Consider the following 24,956-nt stretch of genomic DNA (forward strand, 5'->3'; position numbering starts at 1 on the left):
CTTAGGCTTTCGCTAGTCGATTGGCTGGCGGAAGTCTAGTAAGGTTAATAAGTCATTTTGCCACTGAGTGCGTTTTTCTTTCTGTAAAGGTACGAACATCAGATGCAAAGTCACCCCAGTGACTATCTGCAATTGTCGAGAGGTTGTCAAAGTAGCTTGCTGTGGGTAGAGTAAAAATACCTGTGAGCATCCATAAACCTGTGCATACACTGAAATTTGATATAAATCATTCGTTGCTAAACAACTTAAAGGATCCGTGCCAGATAAGATTTTCCATTTCACATCCATCACCGTCAAAAGCTGTTGATCTTGATTCTCTATGCAAATATCTGGACGCATGTGGACGCGATGTTTTCCCATAGTATCTTTTGCTAAATAACGCCTTGGCCCTTGGGTGAATAAATACCCGCCCAATTGAGATACCACAGGCTTGACTACCTCTTTCGCGTAACGTTCAAATAAGCGCTCCATATCAAAAAGCAGGCTAAATGCAGGTTGTTCACCAGCACGAATATCTAAATAACGGCCCTGTAAAAATAAGCGCGCTAAAGACACAACATCTGCATAACGGCGTTGCATTCGGTTCAATTCTCGTGGATGCACAAGCTTTGCTCGCGGTGGCAAGCACGTGATCCCAATAAAACGCTGGCGTAATCTACAAAGCCGCTGGCGTAACTCAGGTACTGTTACCAAGTCGATCAGATATAGCAAGCTTGTATGCAGCAAACGGTTCACTGGGATGTCGGTTACTAACTCATAAAATCGACAGGCCAAACGTTGCGGCTGCAGCCTATTTTCCCTTTGCTGACGCACCAAGTCGATACGGCCCCGTACTTGTCCCAAAGTTGCCTGTGTTTGCCGGTAGTCACGTAACAAACCTTGCTGTAACTCATGTTCCAACAAATATATAAAATGCCAGATAAAAATATCCAATAGACCCTGTGTGCCAGTTGCTAATTCTGCTTGCAATGCCGGCAAGGCTTTAAACTCGCCACAAATAGCCAGTATTTCCAATAAATCGCGGCGTTCTTGAGCAGGCTGTTGCTGTTGATAAATCTTAGGTAAGATTTCTATTTGCACTTGTCCTAACTGCACAAGACCGCAAAATTGGCGGAATTTTACACGGTGGCGTCCCCAATCAAGGCATCTTTTCGGTAAATAAGCTTCCATCTGCGCTAGTGTCTGTGCATCTTGCTGCCTTAAATCTCCTTCAGGGCCTATGCTTAACCAAGTATGCTCATAAGTGGTTAATCGCCTCATATATTATCTTCCAAACGGTGATAGATTTTTCTAATCGCTTCAGCAGTAATATCTTGCGGTGCTCTAACCTGATAATCAAAACCTTGTGGCGAATGATCGCTTGCTTCTGCAAACAAAGTTTTATGATCTAGTGGGCTTTGGGTGATAATTTGGTGCTGTAAAGGTGCCTGCGTATCTGCCAGTATTTGACGGATTTGCTGCCAGTCTTCATAAAAGTATTCCGCTAACATAGGTAGGATATCTTGTACTAAGACTGTGCGTACATCTTCAATAGACTGAGCATCCATCAAAAATGCGTGGCCGAATGTTTGATCTCGATGCAATAAATACCGCACCCGCAAATTAATCACTGCAAGTAAAGCGCGCAAGTTTAGTTTTCCACCCTCACCATCAGGGATATAACCATCACCTTGAGTGCCGGGAATTTTTTCAGGCGCTGGCATAAATTCGATAAAATGAAAACGCCGTCGTAAAGCGGCATCCATCAGCTGAATTGAGCGGTCGGCAGTATTCATGGCAGCATAAATATCCACATTGTGCGGTACTCCAAAACGCTCTGCAGAATAAGGCAAGGTCATTTCTAGTCCTTGAATTAACTGGCCATCTTGATTCCATACAGCACGTTTATCTACCTCAATTAAGGTCATTAAATCACCAAAAATACCTGCGATATTGCCTCGGTTAATTTCATCAATAAATACGGCATATCTTTGCTGTGGATCTTGCCGCGCACGCTGACAAAAGGCCTTAAATACCCCGTCGCGTACCTCATAACTTATATCACCTTCTGCTGTTTGCGGGCGTATTCCTTCCACAAAATCTTCATAACTAAATGCTTGGTGAAACGTCACCATAAGATGGCGTTTAATGCGGGCTGTTTCATGCTGTGGCCCTTGTTGTAATCTTTGTAATTGCTCACGCAATGCCTCACCGGCTTCTTCCCAATCGCCTGTTAGTATCCAGTGACCACCTTGCTGCTTATCAAAAATTAATGGTGGTTGACGTTTATTTCGTGCGTAATTCACTGTACGCGAAGTCAACACCGTATGCGTTTGTAAACTTGCCCAGCAAGTATTTTGTAAAGTTTGACTTTCTGCACGCCCTTGCACACGTGCTTTAGCTTTAAAATAAGGGTGAATCAGCACATCTTGTACTCGGGTGCCTTGTCCTCTAGCGAGCAAATCGGCCAACACTAAAGCAATAACTTCCCACCAAGTGGTATCAGCTAACTGATCTTCGAACCATTCCCCTAGAAACACGCTGCTGACTTGACTTTCGTACTTGGGTTGCAATTCTGTGCACCAGTAATAGGTTTTACCCGTCCCTGGTGGCCCGTAAAAAATTTGATTCACCGGCTTGATCATAAAAAACAACACTCCTTATAGTGTCTTGTAGTGACTCAAGATGCTGGCTTTATATTTTTTTGTAAACAAAAATTACACTAGAAGGTTTTAACCATAAAAGATAAGCTGTCATTTTCAGACTGAATCTTCTTAGGATTGCCAAGCAAACCTAGCTATCACAGGTTTTTATATAGGAAGAACGCATGCCTCATTCTTACAAAAAAATATTATTACTTCTCGCACTGAGCATACTAGGCTTTTTAAAACCACTGATCACCCAAGCAACAGAAATCAACTTAAACTGCACTTCTTGGGGGTGCAAAGGCTTTATAGAAAGTGCCAAAATATGGCAAAAAACACAAGATAACACCCAAGTCAAACTGTATGAAGCAGGGCACCTAGCAGACAATTTACTTGGTTTTTATCGACAAGTACTCAATACACAAAGTAGTGAGCTTGATATCCTTTTAATTGATACTATTTGGCCAGGTGTTTTAGGCAAGCATCTTGTCGATTTACGCCAATACATTCCTGAACAAGAGATTAAACAACACTTTCAACCTATTATTAATAATCTGACCCTCAATAACCAACATCTTATTGCTATGCCATTATTTACAGATACAGGTTTACTCTATTACCGTAAAGATTTATTAGAAAAATATGGCTTTTCTGCACCTGAAACTTGGCAAGAACTCGAACAAATAGCAAAAGTCATTCTTGCAGGTGAGCAAGATCCCGAATTAACTGGTTTTGTCTGGCAAGGCAAAAGCTATGAAGGCTTAACCTGTAATGCTTTAGAATGGATTGACTCTTTCCATGGTGGTACCATTATTGATGAAAAAACGGGTGCCATTACAATTAATAATCCACAGGCTAAACAAGCTTTAAGTCTGATACGTTCTTGGATTGGTGAAATAACACCAGTTGCCGTACTTGATTATAGCGAATTAGAAACGAGTAATCATTTTCGTTCTGGTAAGGCCATCTTTATGCGTAATTGGATGGAATACTGGAGCTTGTTAAACCAAGAAGATTCCCCAATTAAAGGCTTAGTTGGCTTAGCACCTATCCCCAAAGGTGGCCCACAAGGTAAACATTCTGGTACCCTAGGTGATATGAGCTTAGCTGTCTCTCGGTATTCTCAAAATATTGAACAAGCAGCACAACTTGTGCGTTTTTTAACCGATAGTCAACAACAAAAACGTCATGCATTAGCTTACTCGTTTGCGCCTACCGTAATAGACACCTATACAGATCCAGAATTATTAGCAGAACGCGGTTTTATGGCCGCTTATAAAAAAGCTTTACTTTATGGTGTTGCCCGCCCCGCTAAAATAACAGGGCTTAGTTATCCCAAAGTATCCAAGAAGTTTCATCATGCTGTGCACCATTATCTTGCAGGTCATCAAGGGCTTGATGATACACTGATCACCTTAGAAAGAGATTTAATAAGAATCAAAGAAAATGCATCCTGGTAAAGGATAACAAGCATTCAACAATGCATACCTATGCCAAGGTATGCTATTTATTTTTTGGCTAGGGTTCGGATAAGGTGATATTTAAACGATGAAGCAGAGCACGAGCAAGGGTCATTTTTATACCAGCTTAGTATTTCGACTTTTGGTCAGTGTATTAGTAATTTTACTAGTCATCTTTTCTGTAGGCCATATTATTCAAGTCGAGTTAGCAAAAAAAAATCTTTATCAGCAAAGGGATATCCAGATTCAAACACAGCGTGAAAAACTCGCACAAGAGATTCAAATCAGGGAAAAGGAACGTCTTCGTGAGTTAACGGAGCAATTGCACATCCTTGTTCAGTCTGTCAAAGGGCCTTTACTTAATAATATTAGTAGAATTCAAGAGACAAGCCCTTATATTGAACAAGAAGTCGTCAAACGCTTTCAAACTTGCTTCCAAAAAAATACTTCACAAACCAGCTTTGAATGCTTAAAAATGTATTCTAATCACTTTACGATCAATGCAGTTCGCATTGTCAATCACTTAATGATACAAACGAGTATTCAGCTCTTATTAGCTAGAGGCGACATTCTCGCTGTCGAAATTCTTGATTGGGAAGACAAAATTTTTGCTGGCTTTACCCTTAATCATCAAGGGGAAATTAGCACAATTAAGCAGAAATTCGTTCGTGGCCAATATCTAGAGTCGATTTCCCAGAAAGTGCTTGATGATGATTATTTAGGCAAAGTTATTTTTTATTATGATAATCACACCTTAGACAAGATTCGCGAACGTGCAGAACAAGAAATTTTAGCCTTTAGTAATTACACAGAACAGCAGGTAAATACTGAAATTCAGCGTATTACCCAATCTCGTATTATTGAAGCCAGCATATTTTTTCTCGTTTCTTTATTAGCTATTTCCTTTATTGTGCTTGTCACAATCATTCGCCCTTTATTATTGCTTAAGCGACAAGCGGAAGCCTTAGCTCAAGGTTATTTTCCCCAGAAAAACCCCACCATACTGGCACGCCATGATGAATTAGGTGATTTAGCAAAGGCTTTTCAAATAATGAGCGACAGTATTCGACAATATTATTATCAGCTTCAACAGACTAATGCGCATTTGGAGTTCAAAGTACAAGAACGCACACGAGAATTAGCACAAAAAAATCAAGAATTAGAGCAGTTATCCATCACAGATAAACTCACACAAATTTATAATCGTGTAAAATTAGAAGAATTTTTTCAAGAACAAATCAGCCATTCCTATCAGACAGCTAAACCTTTTGCTTTAATGATTTGTGACCTTGATTTTTTTAAAAGCATTAACGACACTTATGGGCATCAAGCCGGTGACAAAATATTAATAGAAAGCGCTCACATTTTAAAAAATAACCTGAGAGAGACAGACCTTTTAGGCCGCTGGGGAGGTGAAGAGTTTTTAATCCTTTGCCCAGCAACCGATACGTCTCATGCGCTGACGCTTGCGCAAGGCTTATGTCAGGCACTGGCACGTCATAGCTTTACAGATTTAAAGCAAAGGGTAACTGTAAGTATTGGTGTTAGCCTTTTTCAGTCACAAGATACCCAAGAAAGTATGCTGGAGCGGGCCGATCAAGCTTTATATCGCGCCAAAGCAGAAGGGCGTAATCGCGTATGTATTGCGCATTAAAAATATCCCTCTTTAAACTTACTTTTCATCCAAGAGTGCATAGGCTGGTGCAAGCAGTTTGAAAGCTTCAAAAGCATAGTATCTCAGCCCCAGCCCATAGCGCCATGTACCTTATTATCTAGCAACTTTAATTTGGCATTAAATTGCAAGCCGTTATTTTATTCAGAAGCATACTTAATCAAGAGCTCATCTTCCCATTCAAATAAAGTTAGCCCATATTTAATCAGCTCAAACTTAGTTGTGTTATTAAAGTTGGCTTCGATAAAATAGCTATCACTTATCGGCTTAGCCTGCCTAATGTCTTGCGGGTTTTTGCTAAGACCAAGACGCTCACCTAAATCAGAGCTAAAAAATATTTCTGGGCGTGCTGCAAAAAGTTTTTCAAAAATGATCACATAAAGCTTAGCCACTTGATGAACCGGTATTTTTTGATCTAAAAAGACGATATATTCTAGTTTTTTGTGTTTGGGATCGTCGGCTTCAAAAATATTAATTTCTTCTACCTCTGTATAAGCTTGCATCTTGATACGAGGATAAGCCCAAATTTTTAGAACACGTTTACACAGCAGCAGGTACCTTTGTTTCATTTCATCCATACCCCAACGGTCCAATCCTGCTAAATATTGATTCAGCCATAAACGGCTATCTTTATAACCGACATCAGCAAGATCACGTTTTTGCTGGAAAGCTTTGTTACTCAATTTCGCGTTGTTACCCGACAAGGTAAGATTAGCTAAAGTATGTAAATATTTTTCCTTAATCAAGTTATACTCTTTAAGCTCTAAATCTGTACGCCAGCGTGGTTCGGGATTTTGTGGAAAAATGTGCTCAATAGTTATTTTTGAATTACCGTGCACCAAGACTTGCTCTGTATTTTGAAAGTTTTCAATTCTTTCAAAAAAGTACAGCCTATTTTTTTGTTTAATATTATACATATCTTTTAATTTTAGCACATCAGCAACTTCTTTATCCTTAGGAAACCTTTGATTTCCTGCCTTTTGCAAAAAGGCTTTTTGCACAGAAAACAAGTAATTTTCCTTATCTAATTTATCATATAAACTCATAAAAGTTTTATTAAGTGCATTGGTAGGCAAACCCACTAAAAACCTTCGCCACACATAGGCTTGCACCAATTCCAATACATGGATGAATGTCTCTTTATCAATCAGATTCTGTGCATAATCGTCATACACCCGCATCAAAAAAGGAAAAGCTACATTAATCTCTAAGCACTGAATATATTGCAGCTGCTTTTGGATCGCTTGATCACTTTCCTTCATTGGGTTAGCAAGCTTATTATAATAAAAAGCAAACTGTTTAACTTTTTTTAACTCTGCTTCCACTTGATCTATGTTTGAGAAATGATATATTTCTTTAAATTCAAGATAGACTTTTCCTTTATTGGGTATCTTTTTATTTTGCATTGTCAAATAATCACGAATATAGTCTGATACTCGACTGACATGAGTCATTTCATCCCTAGCTAAATTTTCAATTTTTTGCCAATATTTCTGATAAATTTGCTTTTGGCCATGAGCATCCAGACTCATTAAAATATAATTACGAATTAGGTCTGCTTGTGATAATTCCAAACCTGTAGAATTCAAACTTTCAAAAATTCTTTGCGGATCATCTTGGCTTTTATTAAGTGATATTTCCACAATAATCAGCTTATTCAAGCCATCTAGAATAAATTGAAAATTCTCTTCACACACCCTTCTTTTAAAGTAGTTAAAGTTTTCGATTATTCTAGAGAAACCAACAAATTCTTCTGTTTTTGGGCTATCCAATAAAAATTTTAAAGCAGCTTCGTTATTGTCTGTTAGTTTCAGCTTTAGGGAATTTTCCACAGGTGCAAACTTATTGATGAGATAAGTTTCTATAATTTCTTCTGCTAGACCTTCTTGTTGATTTTCTTGAGCAAACCAATAAAGGGACAGATAAATTAAGGCTAAGGTAGTGATTCTTTGTTGGCCATCAATAATGTTCAGTTCTTTAATTTTTCCGGCAACGTAAATATCATCGTGAATATAGACTAAACTACCAATAAAGTGTGCACGTGTATTCTGATCACTGCCCACTTTTAAAATATCATCTAAAAACTGCTTACATTGATAGGCACACCAGTCGTAGTTTCTTTGATATACAGGAATGACAAAACAAGTCTTAGATGCAGATAAAAAATCTTCTACCTTCGTTTCATTAGCTTTCATAAAAACATCCCTATATTTTTTAAAAGCTAAAAAATAGCACACTTTATTGACAATAGAAACAAGAAGCCCGCTATAGCAGCGGGCTTGCTTATCTCAGCAACTCAATAGTACCGAGTCTTCTATTATTTTAGCTAATCGCCCATCACGATGCCTTCACGTCTTGGGTCGGCTGCTCCTATCAGTTTGCCTTCATGAAACTGAATCGCATGCAGACCTGAATTCAAATCACGAATACTCACTTGATAACCCATCGCTTCTAAAGCAGGTTTTAACTTTTCCGCTTCCGTCCCTTCTTCTAAATCAAAGGTCCCAAAACGATTTAAAATATGTGGCTGATTAATTGCCTCTTGAATATCTAACCCCCAATCTAAATGCTTGATTAAAGCACCCGCTACATAGCCAATAATCCGCGAACCACCAGGAGAACCTATAGCTAAATAGGGTTGGTCTTGATGCATAACTAAAGTCGGTGCCATTGACGAACGCGGACGTTTACCCGGTTCTAAACGATTGGCAATCGGATAGCCATTTTGATGTGTAATAAAGGAAAAATCGGTTAATTCATTATTTAATAAAAAACCACCAGACATCACCCGAGAGCCAAAACCATTTTCTATCGTGGTGGTCATGGACACAATATTACCTTCTGCGTCCACAATCACCAGATGGCTAGTAGAGGGTAGTTCTAAAGACACATCATCCGCTTGCGCTTGTGCCTCTTGCCATTTGGGCTCCCCTGGTGTCACCTCTGGTAACGCTTTTCCTTGCTGAATCAAGGCAGCACGCTGCCGCAAATACTCCTTGTCCAGCAAACCGGTAGGCATAGGTACATAATCTGTATCTGCCATATAACGCCCACGATCTGCAAAAGCTAAACGTGAAGCCTCCCCAATAATCTGCCAAGCGTTTACATCCTGCGGGCTTTTAGTAGCTAAATCAAAATGTTGCACCATGCCCAAAATTTGCCCCACAGTAAGGGCACCTGAGCTTGGTGGCCCCATACCACAGATTTGATAACTACGATAAGGTGCACATGTGGGCGGACGTTCTTGAATCTGATAGTTAGCTAAATCTGCCTCGCTAAGTACCCCAGGGTTATCTGGCAGGGTACGCACTTTATGCACCAAAGCACGACCAATTTCGCCTTGATAAAAAGCAGGCGCGCCTTGTTGCGCTAAAGTAGCCAAAGTGGCTGCGTATTGGGGATTTTTTAGGATGTGACCTGCAGGCCAAGCTTGACCTTGTTCATCGAGGAAATACGCTCGCGTTTCAGGGTAGCGGCTTAAACGTGTTTGATCTCGTGCAATAGCTGCGGCCAAGCGTGGCGATACTTTAAACCCTGTTTTCGCCAACTGATAAGCTGGCTGCAGCAAAGAAGACCAAGCCAGTTTACCAAAACGTGCATGGGTTTCCGCCATCAATTTAACCGTTCCCGGCGTGCCCACAGAACGTCCACCGACGACGGCTTCATAAAAATCTAAAGGCTGGCCTTGTGCATTTTGGAACAGTTCTGGCCGTGCTTGCATCGGGGCGGTTTCACGGCCATCAAAGGTCGTCAGATGCTGGCGTTTAGCATCATAGTAGAGCATAAAAGCCCCACCACCTAAACCCGAGGATTGCGGCTCCACTAGACCTAACATCGCCTGCACTGCCACCATGGCATCCATCGCAGAGCCGCCTGCTTGCAACACTTGATACCCTGCTTCTACCGCATAAGGATTCGCCGCCGCTACCATAAAGTGATTTGCATGCACCGCTTGTTTTTCTTGCAAACCGCTGGCAGCTTCTGGATCAATCGCATCTGTCACTTGCGCAGCAAACGCTAAGCTCGTGGAGCCTAAGCCCATCGCAAGTAAGACTCCTAGAGACATCTGCTTATATAAAGATTTGTACTGCATAGGGTAACTCCTTATTTTATTGATTCAAGGAGTATCATTAGCAGTTTTTATGCCGAAATGCCCAAAAAATTAAACAAGAGCAGCCTGTTTGGCTTGTTTTAATTGCTTTGCTGCCAGCGCATACCCTCCATCGGCAGCATCCACAAAATGAAAATGATCCTTCGCAGGATCAAAAATCATACAGGTTAATAACGCCGCTTGTGCACTATGAATACCAAAAAATAACTGACCTAAATTTTGTTGTTGATGTAAATAATCAACTAGCTGTGCTTGCTGCTGATAAGTCCCCGCTACAATCAAGCGTAAACCCTGTTCTAATTTACGATAGTCCGTACGGGCTAACATATCTGCTTTATAATTCCCCCAAGCATAACCTGAAGTTTTAATATTAGTTGCCATCATCATACTTGCAAGAGCAACAATAAAACGTGTTTTTATTGCATATAAAAAATTAGACATCTTACTTTTTCTGTATTGGTGTAACTTTCTCTCGATACCTAGCTTAGACTCAGCATATGTCATATGTAAGTTATCAATATTTAAAGGGTGTATCGCCTCCCCATAAATCTCTTTAATTTTTGCAGTGACTTCTTGATAAATTTGAAGATGTGCTTTCAAGCTTTCGCCTCTTGCTTCCACCAATAACGCGAGCGTCGTTTCAGAAGGACTAGCAATTTGATTCCAACGACATTGCAAACCGCTAAAATCTGCTTGTGCTTGTGGATTATGCGCGAGTTGAATTTTCCCTTGTTTTAACCAAGTTTCTGCTAAAACTAAACCCTGCCCCATAAAAGCGGCTTGTTCATTGACTTGTCCTGAAACTTGCGTCTGTAGTTTTGCCACTTTCACCTTGGCTTGATGCTGATTTAATGCTTTTACCGTGACCGCACCGATTCTTAATTTTAATTGATACACGTGTTGAGCAAGGGTTTGAGTTCCCTGTAATGCTTGTACACTCGCTTGATAATACGCAGCGGGAATCGCTAATACAGCACCATCACCACCAAAGCTATAGGGAATCTTTAGCGGACGACACACATTTAATACACTAATAATACAACTTGCCCCTAGCGTGTTGACTTCTTGATAAGCGCCTGCATGGATTTTATCCGTTGAGTTTTCAATATCTGCGATCAAAAGATACCAATCATCTGGTAAGACTTGATAGGCATCTAATTGTAATAAAGTCTCAAAATTAGGGACACCAGCTAAATCTTGATAAAAATGTGCTGTAGACATGGGGATATTCTCCTACAAAAAAAGCACCCCCTAAGGAGTGCTTCGTCTTTTAACGGTCGTTTCAACTAATAACTCGCTTATCCATTGAGACAGACCCCACCAAGTGGCAAAGCTTGCCCATCAAGACAAGGGACTTGTGCCAGTAACTGCAAGCGTCCTTGCATAAACCAACGCACAGCAATCGGGTAAATTACATGTTCTTGCTCTAACACCCGTTGTGCTAAGGTGTGCGCATCATCTTGCGCTTCAATCGCCACACGCGCTTGCAAGATCACAGGGCCGCCATCTAGCTCCTCAGTCACAAAATGTACCGAGGCTCCATGCTCGCTATCACCTGCATCTAAAGCCCTTTGATGGGTATGTAACCCCTGATATTTAGGTAATAACGAAGGGTGAATATTGAGTAGGCGCCCATAATAATGCAGCACAAATTGCGGGGTCAAAATACGCATAAAACCGGCTAAGACCACTAAATCTGCTTGATATGTATCTATGGCATGAATTAAGGCTTGGTCAAAAGCTTCTCGGCTTGCATATTGGGTATGATCCAAGATCTGGGTAGCCACCCCAGCTTGACGCGCACGTTCCAGCCCGTAAGCCTGTGCGCGATTGCTCATCACAGCCACAATCTCGCCCTCTAGGCCTTCATCCGTATGCTGGGCATCTAACAAGGCTTGCAAATTACTACCCGAACCAGAGATCAACACCACAATCCGCCCCTTAGAGGCAGGTACGGCCGCTTGCAGGTCGTCGCTATCAATCACGCGCTAATCCTTGTAAATCGACTTGAGCCTCATCCGCTTGTGCCGCTTCAATGTGGCCAATCAAGCTGGCGTTTTCTCCAGCTGCTTGTAAAAAAGCAATCGCTTCTTGCGCTTGGGCAGCAGGAACCACGATCACCATGCCAATTCCACAATTAAAGGTGCGGTGCATTTCGTGTGCATCGACGCCGCCAGCACTTTGCAACCAATCAAAGACTTGTGGACGTTGCCAACTTTGGGTATCAATCACTGCTTTAGTTTGGGCGGGCAAAACACGCGGAATATTTTCTAATAAACCACCACCGGTAATATGCGCTAGCGCGTGTACTTGTACGCTTGATTCACGAATCAATTGCAACAAGGGTTTAACGTAAATGCGTGTGGGCGCGAGCAAGGCATCACCCAAGGTCGTTTCCCCTAACGGCATATCAAGGGAGGCTTGTGACACTTCTAAAATTTTGCGAATCAGCGAGTATCCATTAGAGTGCGCACCAGAAGCAGCTAAACCCACAATGGCATCGCCTGCTTGCACTTGGCTACCATCAATAATTTTCGATTTCTCTACTACACCAACGCAAAAACCGGCTAAGTCATAATCTTCGCCCGCATACATGCCTGGCATTTCTGCGGTTTCCCCTCCGACAAGCGCACAACCTGCTTGTGCACAGCCTTCACCAATCCCAGTGACTACATCTGCGGCAATATCAACATTTAACTTACCAGTGGCGTAGTAATCCAAGAACAATAAAGGCTCAGCCCCACAGACCACCAGATCATTCACACACATAGCGACCAAATCAATCCCAATTTGATCATGACGCTGGCTATCCATTGCAAGACGTAATTTCGTACCCACACCATCAGTTCCTGACACTAATACAGGTTCTTGATAGCCACTAGGAAGCTGACATAAAGCGCCAAAGCCTCCTAAACCGCCCATCACTTCGGGACGAGAGGTCTTTTTTGCCACCCCTTTAATACGTTCTACAAGGGCATTACCTGCATCTATATCGACACCTGCATCCTTGTAGCTTAAAGATTGGGAGTTTTTGCCTGTCATGCTGGATCCTACATTTGCTGAGTAAGGAGGGGAGATGCTTAAAAATATGCGCCTTCAAGCATCAACAAAATAAGAAACTTGTATTCTAACAGTGCCACGGCCTAGGCTCTAGTCTTGTTAATGTATTCCTACCTGTATTTCTACTTTCACAAAGCCGCGCTAAGCTGCAAAATAGACCCAATTTGTTTACAGTGACGTTTTGATTTTTCGCCCCTCACCTAGGATAAATTCATGTCTTTAGATGCGATTGTTGCCCCCGCTTGTACAAAGGTGCGCTTGCTACCACCAGAGTGGTACCCGCAAGATGCTGTGATGCTCACTTGGCCGCATGAACAGAGTGATTGGGCAGATTGGCTAAGTGAAATCGAAGCAACTTACTGGCAATTAGTACAAGCGATTAGCCGGTTTGAAAAAGTGCTTATTAGTGCCCATACACCTGAGCTAGCCGCAAAAATCCGTCATCAAGCACAAGCTTTGGGGTTAGATAGCTCACACATACAGGTGTATGTGCTAGCAACCCAGGATACCTGGGCGCGGGATCATGGCCCGATTAGCTTGATCGAGGGTAATGCGCCTGTGCTGTTAAACTATACCTTTAACGGTTGGGGCGATAAGTTTGCAGCTGAGCATGACAATGCCATCAACCAAGGCTTAGCCGAGCAAGGCGCCTTTGCTGCGCCTTTAGAAACGCATCCTTTGGTCTTGGAAGGTGGTTCGATTGAGTCTGATGGCTTGGGAACTTTACTTACAACGGAAGCCTGTTTATTAAATCCCAATCGTAACCCCACCTTAGATCGCACCCACATCCAAGCGCAACTTGAGCAGCAACTCGGGGTTACACGGATTTTATGGCTGAAACATGGCTATCTCGCCGGTGATGATACAGACAGTCATATAGACACCTTGGTGCGTTTTTGTGATCCTCATACCCTCGCGTATGTCCAATGCTTGGATACCCAAGATGAGCACTACGCTGAGCTGCAAGCGATGGAAGAAGAGTTAAAAGCCTTACAAACTGCGCAAGGCACCCCGTATCATTTGGTTCCCTTACCAATGCCGCAGGCCATTTATGCCGAAGATGGCCACCGCTTGCCTGCTACCTATGCTAATTTTTTAATTATTAATCAAGCGGTTCTTGTCCCTGTTTACAATGATCCAGCCGATGCGCAGGCCTTAGCCCAGCTTAGATATGCGTTTCCACATCATCAACTCATCCCGATTGATTCGCGGGTGATTATTGAACAACATGGCAGCATCCATTGCTTAACCATGCAGCTCATTCAGGGCACTTTAACGCCAACACCATACGTTTAGAGGGTTTTCCATGTCTTCCACCACACAAACATTAACTCTTGGTGTCGTCCAACAAGTTGCCCATGCCGATAAAGCCGCTAGCCTTGCGATTACGGAAGCTAGCGTGCGCCAACTGGCGGCCCAAGGGGCAAAGTTAATCTTGTTGCAAGAATTACATGCTACCCATTATTTTTGTCAAACTGAAACCACGGATCTTTTTGATCTCGCTGAACCGCTCCAAGGCCCAACAACGCAAACATTAGCCGCTTGGGCAAAAGAATTAGATATTACTTTGGTGGGTTCCATCTTTGAACGACGCGCACCTGGTGTATATCACAATACAGCCGTAGTGCTTGATGGTGATGCTGGCTTAGTTGGCTATTACCGCAAAATGCATATTCCGGATGATCCGGGCTTTTACGAGAAATTCTATTTCACCCCTGGAGATGCCACACGCCGCGATGGTCGCAGTGGTTTTACTCCCATAGAAACACGCGTCGGCCGCTTAGGCGTGCTTGTGTGTTGGGATCAGTGGTATCCAGAGGCAGCGCGTCTAATGAGTCTTGCAGGTGCAGACCTTCTTTTATACCCCACTGCGATAGGTTGGGATCCAAGCGATCCTTTAGATGAGCAACAAAGACAAAAAGAAGCTTGGACTTTGATTCAGCGTGCCCATGCCGTCGCTAACGGCTTACCTGTGCTTGTAGCGAATCGTGTGGGTTTAGAGGCCGATCCGAGTGCACAAAGCCAAGGTATTCAATTTTGGGGTGGCAGCTTTGTCACAGGCCCACAAGGGGAACTTTTAGCCCATGCAGGCGAGCAAGCGGAGAACTTGCTGGTGGAAGTCGATTTAGCACGCAGCGAAAATGTACGCCGTATTTGGCCCTATTTACGCGACCGCCGTATTGATGCTTACGGAGATTTAAGCGCACGTTATTTGGATTAATGCACCGGTGATAAGAGTCTAGAAACAATCACAGGGGAGATCCTCAAAAAGTATCTCCCCTGTAGTTGGAGTGACTTAGGAAGTGGCGTTAAACCTTAGGTGAAAGCATCAAGATACTCTGTCAATGAATTGCTTCCATTACATTAAAAAAAGCTTACTTTTTTTCTAGCTCATGCCAAAAGCGATCAATATGCCAAGCCTTTATTCTTTCAGAGCGTCCACTCTCTTGCAAAATTTTCAAACCCTGATTCAGTCTCAATAAGTACCTAGTAGCCTGCGGGTGAGATCGATGGATAAGCATGTGCATTGCCTCATCACTAACAGGGCGAGAAAGGATTTCCACTTGATCTTGTATTCCCAATTGGTGCAAAGCTTCTTGTCCACCAAACTCTTGATCAGTAACTAGATCTACCTGCCCGCCCATCAAGAGTTTAAAGCATTCACTAAGATTTGGGGGCTGAACCAAAGTAATATGCCCATCACGAATCCATCGACGTTCAGGGGAATCAAGATCATGTGTAAACCACCCTTCAGGACGACAAACACGTTTACCATGGACATCGGAGTCTGTTTGAAAATCAAAAGGATCGTCAACACGTTTCCAAAACATCACTAACGTCTTGAAGATGGGTTTTGAAAATCTATATTCACATCTTATAGGGTTAGCTTCTTTAACTTTAATATCGGAACAACCCAGATTGAACCAAGGGTGCCCCGTATCAAAGTGACGATTTTTCAGCAAAACATTAAGATGAGCGGGAAAGTCATTAATATAAGTAACTGTGTAAGATTGATTTATAGCATCTAAAGCTTCAGCAACAATTTGACTCGTCATGCCCTTATAAAGTAAGTCACGGCCAGTAAAAGGCGAATAATGACCAATCAATATAGATATCGTATCTTGACTAGATTCAATATTCTTTTGTTGAGTAAATTCGTCATCCACTTCTATTTCAGAGCGCCCAACACAAGGTAGCGAAAGAACTGTGTCAACTTCTATAATTCTATAATATTAGGATTATTTCCTAATACATCACGATTCTCATAAAAAATTTTGCTCCATTGATGTCTAGACCCATAAAAATTCTTAGCGATAGTCCCTAAGGTATCTCCTTCCTTAACTGCATATTTTTTGCGGTTGACTGCTCGCCAGTTGCTGTTTGATGGGATGAACGACCGGGTGCAGCTCTTGCTGTTCCGCCTGCTCCAACTGCTCCAACTGCTCCATATCATCAAAACTAAACGCCAGGGCGTGGCTGCCACCCAGCAGCAACCCCAGCGCCAATAAAAGAACGCCGAGGCGTGGATAAAAAAATACCGGCATGGTCTGCTCCTAAAAAATTTTCGATGGGGGCTAACACCCTCATACCCCCGCCGCTACGCGGCCCAAAGACCAACTACTGTCCGGCGCGCACCAAGCGGACACGGCCGTTGGCGCGCTTATTGAGGTAGTCGACACGGCCGTCGCCGAAACTGACATACCACGCAGTACTGGCGTAGTCGGCGTAGGGCGACGACGACCAATACCAACCCTGGGGCGTATTCGGGAAGGCAGATTGATTGATTCTGGGTTGGTGGTAGTCACCCTCACATTCACCATTGGTCTCGCGCACATACTTCCCATTGGGTCTGGCACTGGGGCGGCGCTGGCCGCTGGAGCAGTAGACCAGGGTCTCCAGCTCGTCTACAGTGGGCAAACGCCAGTCACTGCGCCCGGCAAAGCGGTGCTGGTTGGTGAAGGCATTGGCTCCGGCCCAGCTGTGTTCACTGGCTTCCCCGGTGCAGGTGGTGCCATTCCACTGCTGGTCGATGCTACAGCGCATCCACATCAGGCCAGTTTGGGTATCGGTCACCGTGCCATCACCGTGATCGCGGTAGCGACGCCCATGTTCTGCAAGCCTGCGCTCTCGTTCTGCCAAGGCTTGTGCAGTGACTTGCCGTTGCAAATCCAGGTGAATTGTTTGCAGGGTGCCATCAGCAACAAACACATCTTCGCGTTTACCAATAAACTCATGTTGCTCACCATCAGCTTTACGGGCTTCTATTACATAGCTGCCTTCCCCCAGTTTAATAGCAAAGGTTTGCCCCGCCTGTGAAGGGGAATTGCCCTTGCGCTGGCCGTTGATAAAGATCTTGGCATCGCCGGACTTGGTGGTGATACGCAGCATACCGGACTGGTCGGTGACCGGCGGTAAAGCGGAATGGGTGTTGCTGTTGGCATTGCTTTCGTTACTGCAGGCGATTAACACCAAGGCGGCCAGCCCAAGAAAAAGGCTGCGGGTGAGGCGTTGGGTCATATTCGTTACTCCTTAATTTAGGTGTCCTTTAGATGTCCTTTTTCAGGTGCCGTATAGGCGAAAAAGGCACGGGTTCCGCTGGAGGGTGTGGGTACTGGGGTTTCATCATACAAAATAAGGGGCTTTTAGGCACCCCAAACGGCGATTTTGTGCCCTTGGTAGGCGGCTTGCTTATGCCAGATCTTTTTCTTCCAGCTGACGCCTTTTTTGCGGTTAAAGATCACCAGATGAGCCTCGTCCGCACCCACCTGCTGCTGGTAATCGTAAACCTGTGCCAAGCTGTTTTTGATCAGGGTATCGAGGCCGCCGCGCTGGATTTTCAGTTCAATCACTACCCGTTGCAGCGGGCCGTACATGCCTTGTTCGGGGTCTCGCGGCCATTCAATCAGCAGATCGGTGCGTTTTCTGCCCAGGCCGTATTCACGGCTGATACGGCCGCCACCATTGATAATCCGTTGCAAAAAAGCCTGCATCAAAAGCTGTGGCCCGGCTTCTTTGTAGTCAAAACCTTCACACCAGGTATCCGAGTGTTCCCGAAAAAACTGCTGAAAGGCTTCCAGCAATTTGGGCAAGTTCAGGCTATGGTCGTCATTGATATACCAGCTTTGTTCCTGATTCGGGATGCGGGTTTGCGCTACCCAAGTTAATTCACGCGGTATCACTTCCTGATAGATACGGTTGCTGATTTTCACGGAAGGACGGGTGGTAATCAGTCCCAGGTCTTCCACATACTGCTGATCATCCACGGAGATCAGGTTCAGGTTTTCTTCATCCTCGCCGCTTAAAAGCGTACTGATGACCCTATGTACTCTGGGTTCTTTGAGTTTATCAGTGAGCTGATCCAGATGGGTGGCACGAGAATAGATCAGACGCTCCCGTGCTTGCTGGTAATCCACCAGTGAAATCAGGCGGGTTCGATCTCGTGCTTCGCGGTTTTTCCAAGTGACTTCATACCCCAAGGCGTTCACCAGCCAGGGTTGACCACGAGTGTCTTCCCAGAGTTCGGGGAAAATCGCGTCATCAAACATCTGTCCGGTTGCCTGGGTATGCTGCAACCAAAGGTCTCGGGTTTCCTCTTGGGTAAAATTACCCATGCGCAGGGATTCAGCTTTAATATTAAAGGCACTGCCGCCGGTGATCACCTCCTGCCCCGGTTGCTGCATCCGGTAGTCCCGTACATCGCGCACGCCGCAAAGAATAATCGCCTGCGGGAAAAACTCCGGACGCTGGGCGTAACCAGCGCGGATCTGGCGCAGCAGAGAGATCAGAGTATCTCCCACTAGGGCATCGACTTCATCCAGCAGTAAAACAGTGGGCTTATTGGAAAGCTTCGCCCAGTGTTCAAGCGTGCCTGTTAAAAGATGCTGAGAGTTGAGCTCTTGCTTGTGTTGATAGTACCAGTCACTAATATCCTGCCGATTAAGATAACGGCTAATCGAAGCTACAATCGCATCACAAGCCGCTGGAATGCCCTGAGTTTCATCGCCTCTGGCAGCTTGTGCGCCTTCAATGTTGGCGTAGGCACAGGCATAGTCACCACAAGTATTCAACGCCTTCATCATCGCCAGCAAGGTGGAGGTTTTGCCGGTTTGCCGAGGGGCGTGCAAAACAAAATAGCGCTTGCTGGCAATCAGGTGTTGGATCTCCTCCCAATCGATCCGATACAAAGGATCAAGATGGTAGTGGTCTGCCGGAATGGTCGGGCCTGCGGTGTTAAAAAATCGTTTCATAACCTGTTCGCTTCTGTCGGGATGATTGCAACTGGGTTCAGGGTGGGCGGGCTGGATTAATAGCTTGCTTATCTCCACCCAAATGACCAAGCCGTGTAGTCTAATTTTGGATGCAGCCTTCCACGTTTTTCGTTAGATTCCTAAAATTTTAACCAACAAAGGCAAAATAAAGGCACTTAGCATCCCAGTTAATCCCATCGCCAAACCCGCAAAAGCCCCTGCCATTGCGCCAATGCTGCTAAAACAGTAGGCAGTTCCAAAGCCATGCGCCGCCAGCCCCATAGTAAAGCCTTGGATACTCTGATCTTGAATCCGTAAACGCTGGAAAATCCAAGGTGCTAGCACACAACCAATCGCACCTGTGATTAAGACCAAGCCCGCCGTTAGTGATGCGTAGCCCCCTATTTTTTCGGCAATTCCCATCGCAATGGGCGAGGTGACAGATTTAGGCGTCAAAGATAACAAGGTTTCCCGACTACCCCCCAAAAGCAACACCAAGCCTATCGTTGATAAGGCAGCGGTCACAATCCCGGTCACGCACGCCACCAGCAAAGGCACCAACATTTGACGCACCCGCTCAAGATGATCAAATAAAGGGACCGCCAAGGCAACAGTCGCAGGTCCAAGCAGAAAATGAATAAACTGTGCGCCCTCAAAATAATCTTGATATTCAATATCAGCGAGCAGTAAAAAACTGATAACGAAGGCAATTGCAACAATCACAGGATGTAAAAAAGGCGTGCCACCAGCGCGCTTATTAATCCAACTACTAAGAATAAAAGCAGCTAACGTCACCAAAAGACTCAATAAAGGACTCGCACTTAAGTAGACCCAAATATCTTGCAACTCATTCATGGTTAGCCCCTCCTTGGTGCAATTTATTGAGTACCCATGCAGTGACTGCCAGTGTTATTCCTGTGCTAACAACCAGTGCAATGGCAATCACCCACCAATCCGCCGCAATCAGGGGATAATGCACCATCAGCCCTACACCTGCAGGTACAAATAGCAAGGCTAAGTAACTTAAGATACCTTCACTGGCTTGGCGCACGCCATCAGGTACCTTGCCATAAAAAATTAAGGCGATAAGTAGCAGCAACATCCCAAGCACAGGGCTAGGGACAGGTAGGGCCAAAGCACGCCCGATAAGCTCCCCTAATAACTGGCAAGCCAGCAAAACCAGTAATCCAATTAACATAAGCGTGTCCTAAATTGGTCTTATTCTTGCAAGAAGTGTACCGCATGCTTGACAAAAAAGAAGCCGACTTAAGGCCAAAGTACCAGAAGGCTCACCCTAATAACCATACAAAGACCAAGGATGAATAGCCTTACCATTAAAGTGGCAATAAAATACATCTACTAATAGACTTGTACAAAATCCATATCTTGTACTATTCTTGTACATATAAATTTGTAACCTTTTCCTTATATACTGGATATCACAATAAGGGTAAAACTTATGCATATTCGTGAATTGCAAGCGTTACAAAATCAGGGCCACTCATTGCAAGCGAGCATTCTTGCCTGTGATTCGATTGTTTACCTCGTGCAGGTTCATTGTGATGAACAAACCTTCTACCTAGAAAATAAACAAGGCGAGATCCAAACGTTCCGCAGTGCCCATGCCGCTGGCCAGTATGTGTATCGGTACTTAGGTTTACAGGAAGGCCAGCTCATCTACCAAAACTGTTATGATGAAATGGTCGGCCAAGCAGGAGAGAGTTGGTTTGCGCCTTGGCAACAAACGCATAAAGTTTGTTTTGCACCTTAAGCCCGCCTAAACATTAAGGGGGCCTGTTGGCCCCCTCAAATTTGGTACTATTTTTTGTACTTTTCTAGTACAAGGCTTGTTCCTCATCTAAAACTTCTTTCACGAGTTCTAAAAATAATTTGTCTGCATCTGAATAATCTGCGGGATCATCCGGAATTTTAATACTCGTTGTGGCGCTGATTTCTTGAGCAATCTTGGCTTGCATATCCGGCTCACCATAATATTTACGCCCAATTTCTAAAGCAGTGCTTAAAATACTCGGCTCTAATAACAGTTTTTTAGTGAACTGACGTAGCTCGTTCACGACCCGCGTTAGCTGCATTGCAGTATTCGCACTCATAGAGACACTCCCACCCTAATTAATGAATCGATTCATTCCATCTTCGCATACACACGCCTTAAGCTCTAGAGCAAAGATTAAAGAATCAAAGAGTTAGCACAATCTAGTGCTTTTGTATTTCTCTTATACCCTAGCTATCTCGCTTCGTCTATACTGGCTAACTTGCCCCTTTGGCCTGATAGGTAGCTGATATGCCCCTTTTGCCAGATCCTTGTGAGATTGCATCCCGCCTACAATTATCAACAGATTTCCAGTTACGCCCTGCACAACTCGCTGATATTCCAGCTTTATTCCAATTAGAGCAGCAGAGCTTTCAGACAGATCAGTTGAGCAAACGCCAATTTAAATGGATGCTCACTCGTGCCAAAGCCGCACTTTGGGTGATTAATGATGTACAAGCCTCTGAGAAACTAGCCGCTTACGTGCTGGTATTATTTCACCGTGGCACCTCGCTAGCACGTGTCTATTCGCTTGCAGTGCATCCAAATTATCGCCAAGCGGGCTTAGGGCAAATTTTAATGCGTACTGCAGAAATATTAGCACGCGCCCAAGCGTGCATTTATTTACGTTTAGAAGTACGTGCCGATAACCACGCTGGCATTCGCCTATACGAGCGTTTAGGTTATCGTTACTTCGGTACTTACGCTGATTATTACGCAGATCATACCCAAGCCTTGCGTTATGAAAAACGTATTGTTGCCCTACCTAAAGTCAAACGCGACACCCCTTACTATGCGCAAACCTTGGATTTTACTTGTGGGCCAGCCGCTTTATTAATGGCCATGCGCGCACTCGATGACACGACTGAATTATCACGCGCACATGAACTCCAACTCTGGCGTGAAGCCACAACAATTTTTATGACCCAAGGTCATGGTGGCTGTAGCCCACAAGGCTTAGCCTTAGCCGCTTGGCAACGTGGCTTTCAAGTGGACTTATGGGTCAACTCTGAACAGGCTTTATTTTTAAATAGTGTACGCAGTCTAGAGAAAAAAGCGGTGATTGAATTGGTACACACAGATTTTCAAGAAAAACTTGCACAAACTCAAGTACATCAATTTGTAGGCGAATTAAGCTTGCAAGATTTGGCACATGCTTTAGAAGACGGCAAAATTCCTTTAGTCTTGATTAGCTCATGGCGCTTTAGTCGTAGTAAGAGCCCACATTGGGTAGTGATTACCGCCATGGATGAAGACTTCATTTATTTACATGATCCAGAAATTGACACCCAAGCCCACAAAGATGGTTTGGACACACAACATGTCCCTGTACGTCAAAGCCAATTCACCAAAATGGCGCGTTTTGGCCAAGAAGATTTACGCACCTGTGTGCTTATTTACCGATAGCACTTGATGTTTTTATCACTGCCACGCGAGGGAAGCTTATGCAGTTACATCTTATTTCCTGTCAAAGTTTGGCAGGCCCGATTGAACTTGGGGTCCGTGTTTATAATCCACAAGCCCAACAGACCCTCATTGCTTGGCATGGATTTGCACGTCATGGTGGTGATTTTTCCGGTTTAGCACAGCATTTAACGGATTGGCGTATCCTTGCACCTGATACGCCAGGACGCGGTTATTCCGCTTGGGCACCTCAAAACACACAAGATCTTGCGCTTTATTATTCTTATGCTAATTATCAGCATCTTGCCCTACAATTGATTGCGCATTACCAATTACAAGAGATAAATTGGCTTGGCACCTCTATGGGTGGGCTACTTGGATTGCGTCTTGCAGCAGGTCACTTACAAGGCCGAATGCAACGTTTGATTTTGAATGATATAGGGCCACAAATTCAACCTTCAGGGGTTGAGCGCATTATTAAATATTTATCACAAGATTATCTCTTTGCTGATTTAGAAACCGCTTCAAAAGTATTAAGACGTATTTATGCTGGTTTTCCACTGCATCATCCACACACTTGGGCGCAGATGCTGCAAACGTCTGTACGACGCCTCCCAGATGGTCAGTGGACTTTCCATTATGATCCCAGAATTGTCCGCCAATTTTATTATGAACCCAGTTATGATTTATGGGCTGCTTGGCAAAACATTGCACAAGCAGAGATTCCAAGTCTGATTATTCGTGGTGCGCATTCAGATATTTTATCTTTGGAGACCTGCCAAAAAATGCAACAAATTTATCCACCAGCTGATCTTTTTATTTGTCCTCATGCAGGCCATGCTCCTTTATTAGATAGCCTCTCTGAAGCTTTAAGCCTGCAAGCGTTTTTAAATGATCAAGGGAACTAATTTATGTCAAAACTTAAACTGATAGGAAGCTTTTTACTATTACCTTTAATGAGTGCTTGTTCTCCCGTAGAATCTTTTAGCCAATATATTCTTGATAAAGAAATGTGCCAAGCTTTAGCAGAAAATGGTGATCAAATTAAAAATTTGGCAGACTACCAACAAAAGCTCGGCACTTTAATCGAAGACTTTGCAAGTTTTGCAGAAAAATTTGGATTTGATGAAGTGGCACAAGAAGTTTTAGAAGAATACCAACAAATGGCAGATCATCTTGAGGCCATGCCAGTGAAAGATGCCGAAAGCTTTATCAAGGACCAGTGCTAACTTGCTTATTTAGTGATCTGTTTGACATCTTCCCTTCCCTTCTCCCTCTAGGCGTCAGGAAGGGGCTTTATGCGCTATTTGATAAAATACAAGTCCCCTTACCCTTATAATGAAGAAGTACGTAAATCAAACCCCCTTCTGATATTAATCAAAATCAGTAAAAAATTCATTCCACCAGCAAGAAACTCAACCCCTTGTACAAGATAAAAGCTTGTATGTAAGCTTCCTTCTGCAGCCCAAGCATCCAAAAATAAAGCACAAGGGGTTAGAATACAAAGACCATTAATCACCAGTAACTTCATGGTCTTTTGCTTTTTTTGCACAAGGGGGTGTTGTGGATTTTTACGTGCCAGCAATATGCCGCTAATACCCGTCGCTGCCATCGCAGGTATCAAAATCCCCAAACCAGGCCAGACAATCCAACTTTTCAATACAATAAAGCTTGCTGGGCTTGCAAAAAGCGCCACAAGCATGCTGGCCAAAAAAAATCCCCCAATACATAAGCTCGCAAGCACAACAGCAAACCTGTGTAATATCAGCACTCGCTTTCTCCCCAATATCAACCAAAATGACAACATGCTGTCATTATCTAAGCGCCAATCCCATATTGTCAATATGTTGTCAAAAATAAATCTAAGGATAAAAAATGCCTACTTGCGAAAAAAATCAAGTATTCACAGACATTGTGCTAGAAATTTTTAAACTTGGTGGCTTACTGGTACAAGAAGGCGACCGCATGGGGTCCGCCTATGGTATTAGCAGTGCGCGTTGGAAGGTTTTAGGGGCTTTATCGCTTGCAGGACAGGCACAAACTGCTTCACAAATTGCCCAAAGCATGGGGCTAACACGTCAAGCGGTGCAACGTCTTGTCGATGTAATGTCTGCCGACGGATTACTTGTCTTCCATGATAACCCTCAGCACAAGCGTGCAAAACTTATTAGTTTGTCCACCGAAGGACAAGAAGTGTATGCACAACTTGCCTCCATACAAAAAGCTTGGGCAAGTCAGTGTACTTCAGGGATTCAACAGGCTGAACTAGAAACCACTATGGCCGTATTGCGCAAGTTGTCGCAAATTTTAGATACTTAAGCAAACAA

General features: G+C 43.8%; 24 protein-coding genes. 9 read left to right on the forward strand and 15 right to left on the reverse strand.

The window, feature by feature from the left end:
- Positions 1-12: 12 nt before the first annotated feature.
- Both BMX05_RS00770 and BMX05_RS00775 read right to left on the reverse strand, forming a co-directional pair.
- Positions 13-1,260: an McrC family protein gene (locus BMX05_RS00770; RefSeq protein ID WP_093307891.1), complete on the reverse strand. Its 1,248-nt coding sequence runs from the start codon at positions 1,258-1,260 to the stop codon at positions 13-15.
- Positions 1,257-2,624, reverse strand: a complete 1,368-nt coding sequence (locus BMX05_RS00775; protein ID WP_093307896.1) for an McrB family protein — start codon at positions 2,622-2,624, stop codon at positions 1,257-1,259. The genes BMX05_RS00770 and BMX05_RS00775 overlap by 4 nt, the downstream gene beginning before the upstream one ends.
- 182 nt (positions 2,625-2,806) lie before the next feature.
- On the opposite strand from BMX05_RS00775, the gene BMX05_RS00780 reads away from it, so the two are divergent.
- Together BMX05_RS00780 and BMX05_RS00785 are read left to right on the forward strand one after the other, a co-directional pair.
- Positions 2,807-4,084 (forward strand): ABC transporter substrate-binding protein, encoded by a 1,278-nt coding sequence (locus BMX05_RS00780; protein WP_093307900.1) that lies wholly within the window; start codon positions 2,807-2,809, stop codon positions 4,082-4,084.
- 88 nt (positions 4,085-4,172) lie between these two features.
- A complete protein-coding gene (locus tag BMX05_RS00785) occupies positions 4,173-5,738 on the forward strand; it encodes a GGDEF domain-containing protein (RefSeq protein ID WP_093307903.1) in 1,566 nt (521 codons plus the stop codon).
- 158 nt (positions 5,739-5,896) lie between these two features.
- Here BMX05_RS00785 and BMX05_RS00790 read toward each other — a convergent pair whose 3' ends face one another.
- From BMX05_RS00790 to purM, 5 genes are all read right to left on the reverse strand, one after another.
- Positions 5,897-7,951, reverse strand: a complete 2,055-nt coding sequence (locus BMX05_RS00790; protein WP_093307906.1) for a DUF262 domain-containing protein — start codon at positions 7,949-7,951, stop codon at positions 5,897-5,899.
- 131 nt (positions 7,952-8,082) lie between these two features.
- Entirely contained in the window at positions 8,083-9,849 is a 1,767-nt protein-coding gene (ggt, locus tag BMX05_RS00795; protein ID WP_093307909.1) for a gamma-glutamyltransferase, read from the reverse strand.
- Between the two features lie 69 nt (positions 9,850-9,918).
- On the reverse strand, positions 9,919-11,088 hold the full coding sequence (locus BMX05_RS00800) for a DUF3095 family protein (RefSeq protein WP_093307912.1): 1,170 nt from the start codon (positions 11,086-11,088) through the stop codon (positions 9,919-9,921).
- A 77-nt stretch (positions 11,089-11,165) separates the two neighbouring features.
- Complete coding sequence (gene purN / locus BMX05_RS00805) at positions 11,166-11,852, reverse strand: phosphoribosylglycinamide formyltransferase (protein WP_218138955.1); 687 nt, start codon at positions 11,850-11,852, stop codon at positions 11,166-11,168.
- Complete coding sequence (purM, locus tag BMX05_RS00810) at positions 11,845-12,909, reverse strand: phosphoribosylformylglycinamidine cyclo-ligase (protein WP_093307915.1); 1,065 nt, start codon at positions 12,907-12,909, stop codon at positions 11,845-11,847. The genes purN and purM overlap by 8 nt, the downstream gene beginning before the upstream one ends.
- 231 nt (positions 12,910-13,140) lie before the next feature.
- Between purM and BMX05_RS00815 the strand changes: the two genes are divergently transcribed.
- Together BMX05_RS00815 and BMX05_RS00820 are read left to right on the forward strand one after the other, a co-directional pair.
- Complete coding sequence (locus BMX05_RS00815; protein WP_093307918.1) at positions 13,141-14,223, forward strand: agmatine deiminase family protein; 1,083 nt, start codon at positions 13,141-13,143, stop codon at positions 14,221-14,223.
- A gap of 10 nt (positions 14,224-14,233) precedes the next feature.
- A complete protein-coding gene (locus BMX05_RS00820) occupies positions 14,234-15,148 on the forward strand; it encodes a carbon-nitrogen hydrolase (protein WP_093307921.1) in 915 nt (304 codons plus the stop codon).
- Positions 15,149-15,302: 154 nt separating this feature from the next.
- Here the strand turns inward: BMX05_RS00820 and BMX05_RS00825 are convergent, their stop codons facing one another.
- The 6 genes from BMX05_RS00825 to BMX05_RS00850 all read right to left on the reverse strand — a co-directional run bounded on the left by BMX05_RS00825 (position 15,303) and on the right by BMX05_RS00850 (position 20,373).
- Positions 15,303-16,094, reverse strand: coding sequence for a substrate-binding periplasmic protein (locus BMX05_RS00825; protein ID WP_093307924.1), 792 nt, complete (start codon positions 16,092-16,094; stop codon positions 15,303-15,305).
- Positions 16,095-16,265: 171 nt separating this feature from the next.
- Positions 16,266-16,472: a hypothetical protein gene (locus BMX05_RS00830; RefSeq protein WP_093307926.1), complete on the reverse strand. Its 207-nt coding sequence runs from the start codon at positions 16,470-16,472 to the stop codon at positions 16,266-16,268.
- A 73-nt stretch (positions 16,473-16,545) separates the two neighbouring features.
- Positions 16,546-17,445 carry an Lcl C-terminal domain-containing protein gene (locus tag BMX05_RS00835; RefSeq protein ID WP_093307929.1) on the reverse strand — a complete coding sequence of 300 codons (900 nt, stop codon included), beginning with the start codon at positions 17,443-17,445 and terminating at the stop codon, positions 16,546-16,548.
- A 125-nt stretch (positions 17,446-17,570) separates the two neighbouring features.
- Positions 17,571-19,175 (reverse strand): AAA-like domain-containing protein, encoded by a 1,605-nt coding sequence (locus BMX05_RS00840; RefSeq protein WP_093307932.1) that lies wholly within the window; start codon positions 19,173-19,175, stop codon positions 17,571-17,573.
- A gap of 132 nt (positions 19,176-19,307) precedes the next feature.
- Positions 19,308-20,030, reverse strand: coding sequence for an LrgB family protein (locus BMX05_RS00845; protein WP_093307935.1), 723 nt, complete (start codon positions 20,028-20,030; stop codon positions 19,308-19,310).
- Positions 20,023-20,373: a CidA/LrgA family protein gene (locus tag BMX05_RS00850; protein WP_093307938.1), complete on the reverse strand. Its 351-nt coding sequence runs from the start codon at positions 20,371-20,373 to the stop codon at positions 20,023-20,025. The genes BMX05_RS00845 and BMX05_RS00850 overlap by 8 nt, the downstream gene beginning before the upstream one ends.
- Positions 20,374-20,634: 261 nt before the next feature.
- Here BMX05_RS00850 and BMX05_RS00855 point away from each other — a divergent pair, with 261 nt between their 5' ends.
- A complete protein-coding gene (locus BMX05_RS00855) occupies positions 20,635-20,946 on the forward strand; it encodes a DUF6482 family protein (protein WP_093307940.1) in 312 nt (103 codons plus the stop codon).
- Positions 20,947-21,010: 64 nt separating this feature from the next.
- Here BMX05_RS00855 and BMX05_RS00860 read toward each other — a convergent pair whose 3' ends face one another.
- Positions 21,011-21,286: a hypothetical protein gene (locus BMX05_RS00860; RefSeq protein WP_093307943.1), complete on the reverse strand. Its 276-nt coding sequence runs from the start codon at positions 21,284-21,286 to the stop codon at positions 21,011-21,013.
- A 191-nt stretch (positions 21,287-21,477) separates the two neighbouring features.
- Between BMX05_RS00860 and BMX05_RS00865 the strand changes: the two genes are divergently transcribed.
- From BMX05_RS00865 to BMX05_RS00875, 3 genes are read left to right on the forward strand one after another with little or no spacing between them, the layout of a single operon-like run.
- Positions 21,478-22,632, forward strand: coding sequence for a GNAT family N-acetyltransferase/peptidase C39 family protein (locus tag BMX05_RS00865; protein ID WP_093307946.1), 1,155 nt, complete (start codon positions 21,478-21,480; stop codon positions 22,630-22,632).
- Positions 22,633-22,670: 38 nt separating this feature from the next.
- Positions 22,671-23,537: an alpha/beta fold hydrolase gene (locus tag BMX05_RS00870; protein WP_093307949.1), complete on the forward strand. Its 867-nt coding sequence runs from the start codon at positions 22,671-22,673 to the stop codon at positions 23,535-23,537.
- A gap of 3 nt (positions 23,538-23,540) precedes the next feature.
- Positions 23,541-23,858, forward strand: a complete 318-nt coding sequence (locus BMX05_RS00875; protein ID WP_093307951.1) for a hypothetical protein — start codon at positions 23,541-23,543, stop codon at positions 23,856-23,858.
- 104 nt (positions 23,859-23,962) lie between these two features.
- On the opposite strand, the gene BMX05_RS00880 is transcribed toward BMX05_RS00875, so the two are convergent.
- Positions 23,963-24,340 carry a hypothetical protein gene (locus tag BMX05_RS00880; protein ID WP_143051921.1) on the reverse strand — a complete coding sequence of 126 codons (378 nt, stop codon included), beginning with the start codon at positions 24,338-24,340 and terminating at the stop codon, positions 23,963-23,965.
- Between the two features lie 164 nt (positions 24,341-24,504).
- Here BMX05_RS00880 and BMX05_RS00885 point away from each other — a divergent pair, with 164 nt between their 5' ends.
- Positions 24,505-24,948, forward strand: a complete 444-nt coding sequence (locus BMX05_RS00885) for a MarR family winged helix-turn-helix transcriptional regulator (RefSeq protein WP_093307957.1) — start codon at positions 24,505-24,507, stop codon at positions 24,946-24,948.
- Positions 24,949-24,956: the final 8 nt, after the last annotated feature.

The organism is Allopseudospirillum japonicum, assembly GCF_900108915.1.
GTDB classification, from domain to species: Bacteria; Pseudomonadota; Gammaproteobacteria; order Pseudomonadales; family Halomonadaceae; genus Pseudospirillum; species Pseudospirillum japonicum.

Excerpts from the sequence above, each read along its gene's own strand:
- BMX05_RS00770 (WP_093307891.1), bottom strand. The coding sequence starts at position 1,260 with ATGAGGCGATTAACCACTTATGAGCATACTTGGTTAAGCATAGGCCCT.
- BMX05_RS00775 (WP_093307896.1), bottom strand. The coding sequence starts at position 2,624 with ATGATCAAGCCGGTGAATCAAATTTTTTACGGGCCACCAGGGACGGGT.
- BMX05_RS00780 (WP_093307900.1), top strand. The coding sequence starts at position 2,807 with ATGCCTCATTCTTACAAAAAAATATTATTACTTCTCGCACTGAGCATA.
- BMX05_RS00785 (WP_093307903.1), top strand. The coding sequence starts at position 4,173 with ATGAAGCAGAGCACGAGCAAGGGTCATTTTTATACCAGCTTAGTATTT.
- BMX05_RS00790 (WP_093307906.1), bottom strand. The coding sequence starts at position 7,951 with ATGAAAGCTAATGAAACGAAGGTAGAAGATTTTTTATCTGCATCTAAG.
- ggt (WP_093307909.1), bottom strand. The coding sequence starts at position 9,849 with ATGCAGTACAAATCTTTATATAAGCAGATGTCTCTAGGAGTCTTACTT.
- BMX05_RS00800 (WP_093307912.1), bottom strand. The coding sequence starts at position 11,088 with ATGTCTACAGCACATTTTTATCAAGATTTAGCTGGTGTCCCTAATTTT.
- purM (WP_093307915.1), bottom strand. The coding sequence starts at position 12,909 with ATGACAGGCAAAAACTCCCAATCTTTAAGCTACAAGGATGCAGGTGTC.
- BMX05_RS00815 (WP_093307918.1), top strand. The coding sequence starts at position 13,141 with ATGTCTTTAGATGCGATTGTTGCCCCCGCTTGTACAAAGGTGCGCTTG.
- BMX05_RS00820 (WP_093307921.1), top strand. The coding sequence starts at position 14,234 with ATGTCTTCCACCACACAAACATTAACTCTTGGTGTCGTCCAACAAGTT.
- BMX05_RS00830 (WP_093307926.1), bottom strand. The coding sequence starts at position 16,472 with ATGCCGGTATTTTTTTATCCACGCCTCGGCGTTCTTTTATTGGCGCTG.
- BMX05_RS00835 (WP_093307929.1), bottom strand. The coding sequence starts at position 17,445 with ATGACCCAACGCCTCACCCGCAGCCTTTTTCTTGGGCTGGCCGCCTTG.
- BMX05_RS00840 (WP_093307932.1), bottom strand. The coding sequence starts at position 19,175 with ATGAAACGATTTTTTAACACCGCAGGCCCGACCATTCCGGCAGACCAC.
- BMX05_RS00845 (WP_093307935.1), bottom strand. The coding sequence starts at position 20,030 with ATGAATGAGTTGCAAGATATTTGGGTCTACTTAAGTGCGAGTCCTTTA.
- BMX05_RS00850 (WP_093307938.1), bottom strand. The coding sequence starts at position 20,373 with ATGTTAATTGGATTACTGGTTTTGCTGGCTTGCCAGTTATTAGGGGAG.
- BMX05_RS00855 (WP_093307940.1), top strand. The coding sequence starts at position 20,635 with ATGCATATTCGTGAATTGCAAGCGTTACAAAATCAGGGCCACTCATTG.
- BMX05_RS00860 (WP_093307943.1), bottom strand. The coding sequence starts at position 21,286 with ATGAGTGCGAATACTGCAATGCAGCTAACGCGGGTCGTGAACGAGCTA.
- BMX05_RS00865 (WP_093307946.1), top strand. The coding sequence starts at position 21,478 with ATGCCCCTTTTGCCAGATCCTTGTGAGATTGCATCCCGCCTACAATTA.
- BMX05_RS00870 (WP_093307949.1), top strand. The coding sequence starts at position 22,671 with ATGCAGTTACATCTTATTTCCTGTCAAAGTTTGGCAGGCCCGATTGAA.
- BMX05_RS00875 (WP_093307951.1), top strand. The coding sequence starts at position 23,541 with ATGTCAAAACTTAAACTGATAGGAAGCTTTTTACTATTACCTTTAATG.
- BMX05_RS00885 (WP_093307957.1), top strand. The coding sequence starts at position 24,505 with ATGCCTACTTGCGAAAAAAATCAAGTATTCACAGACATTGTGCTAGAA.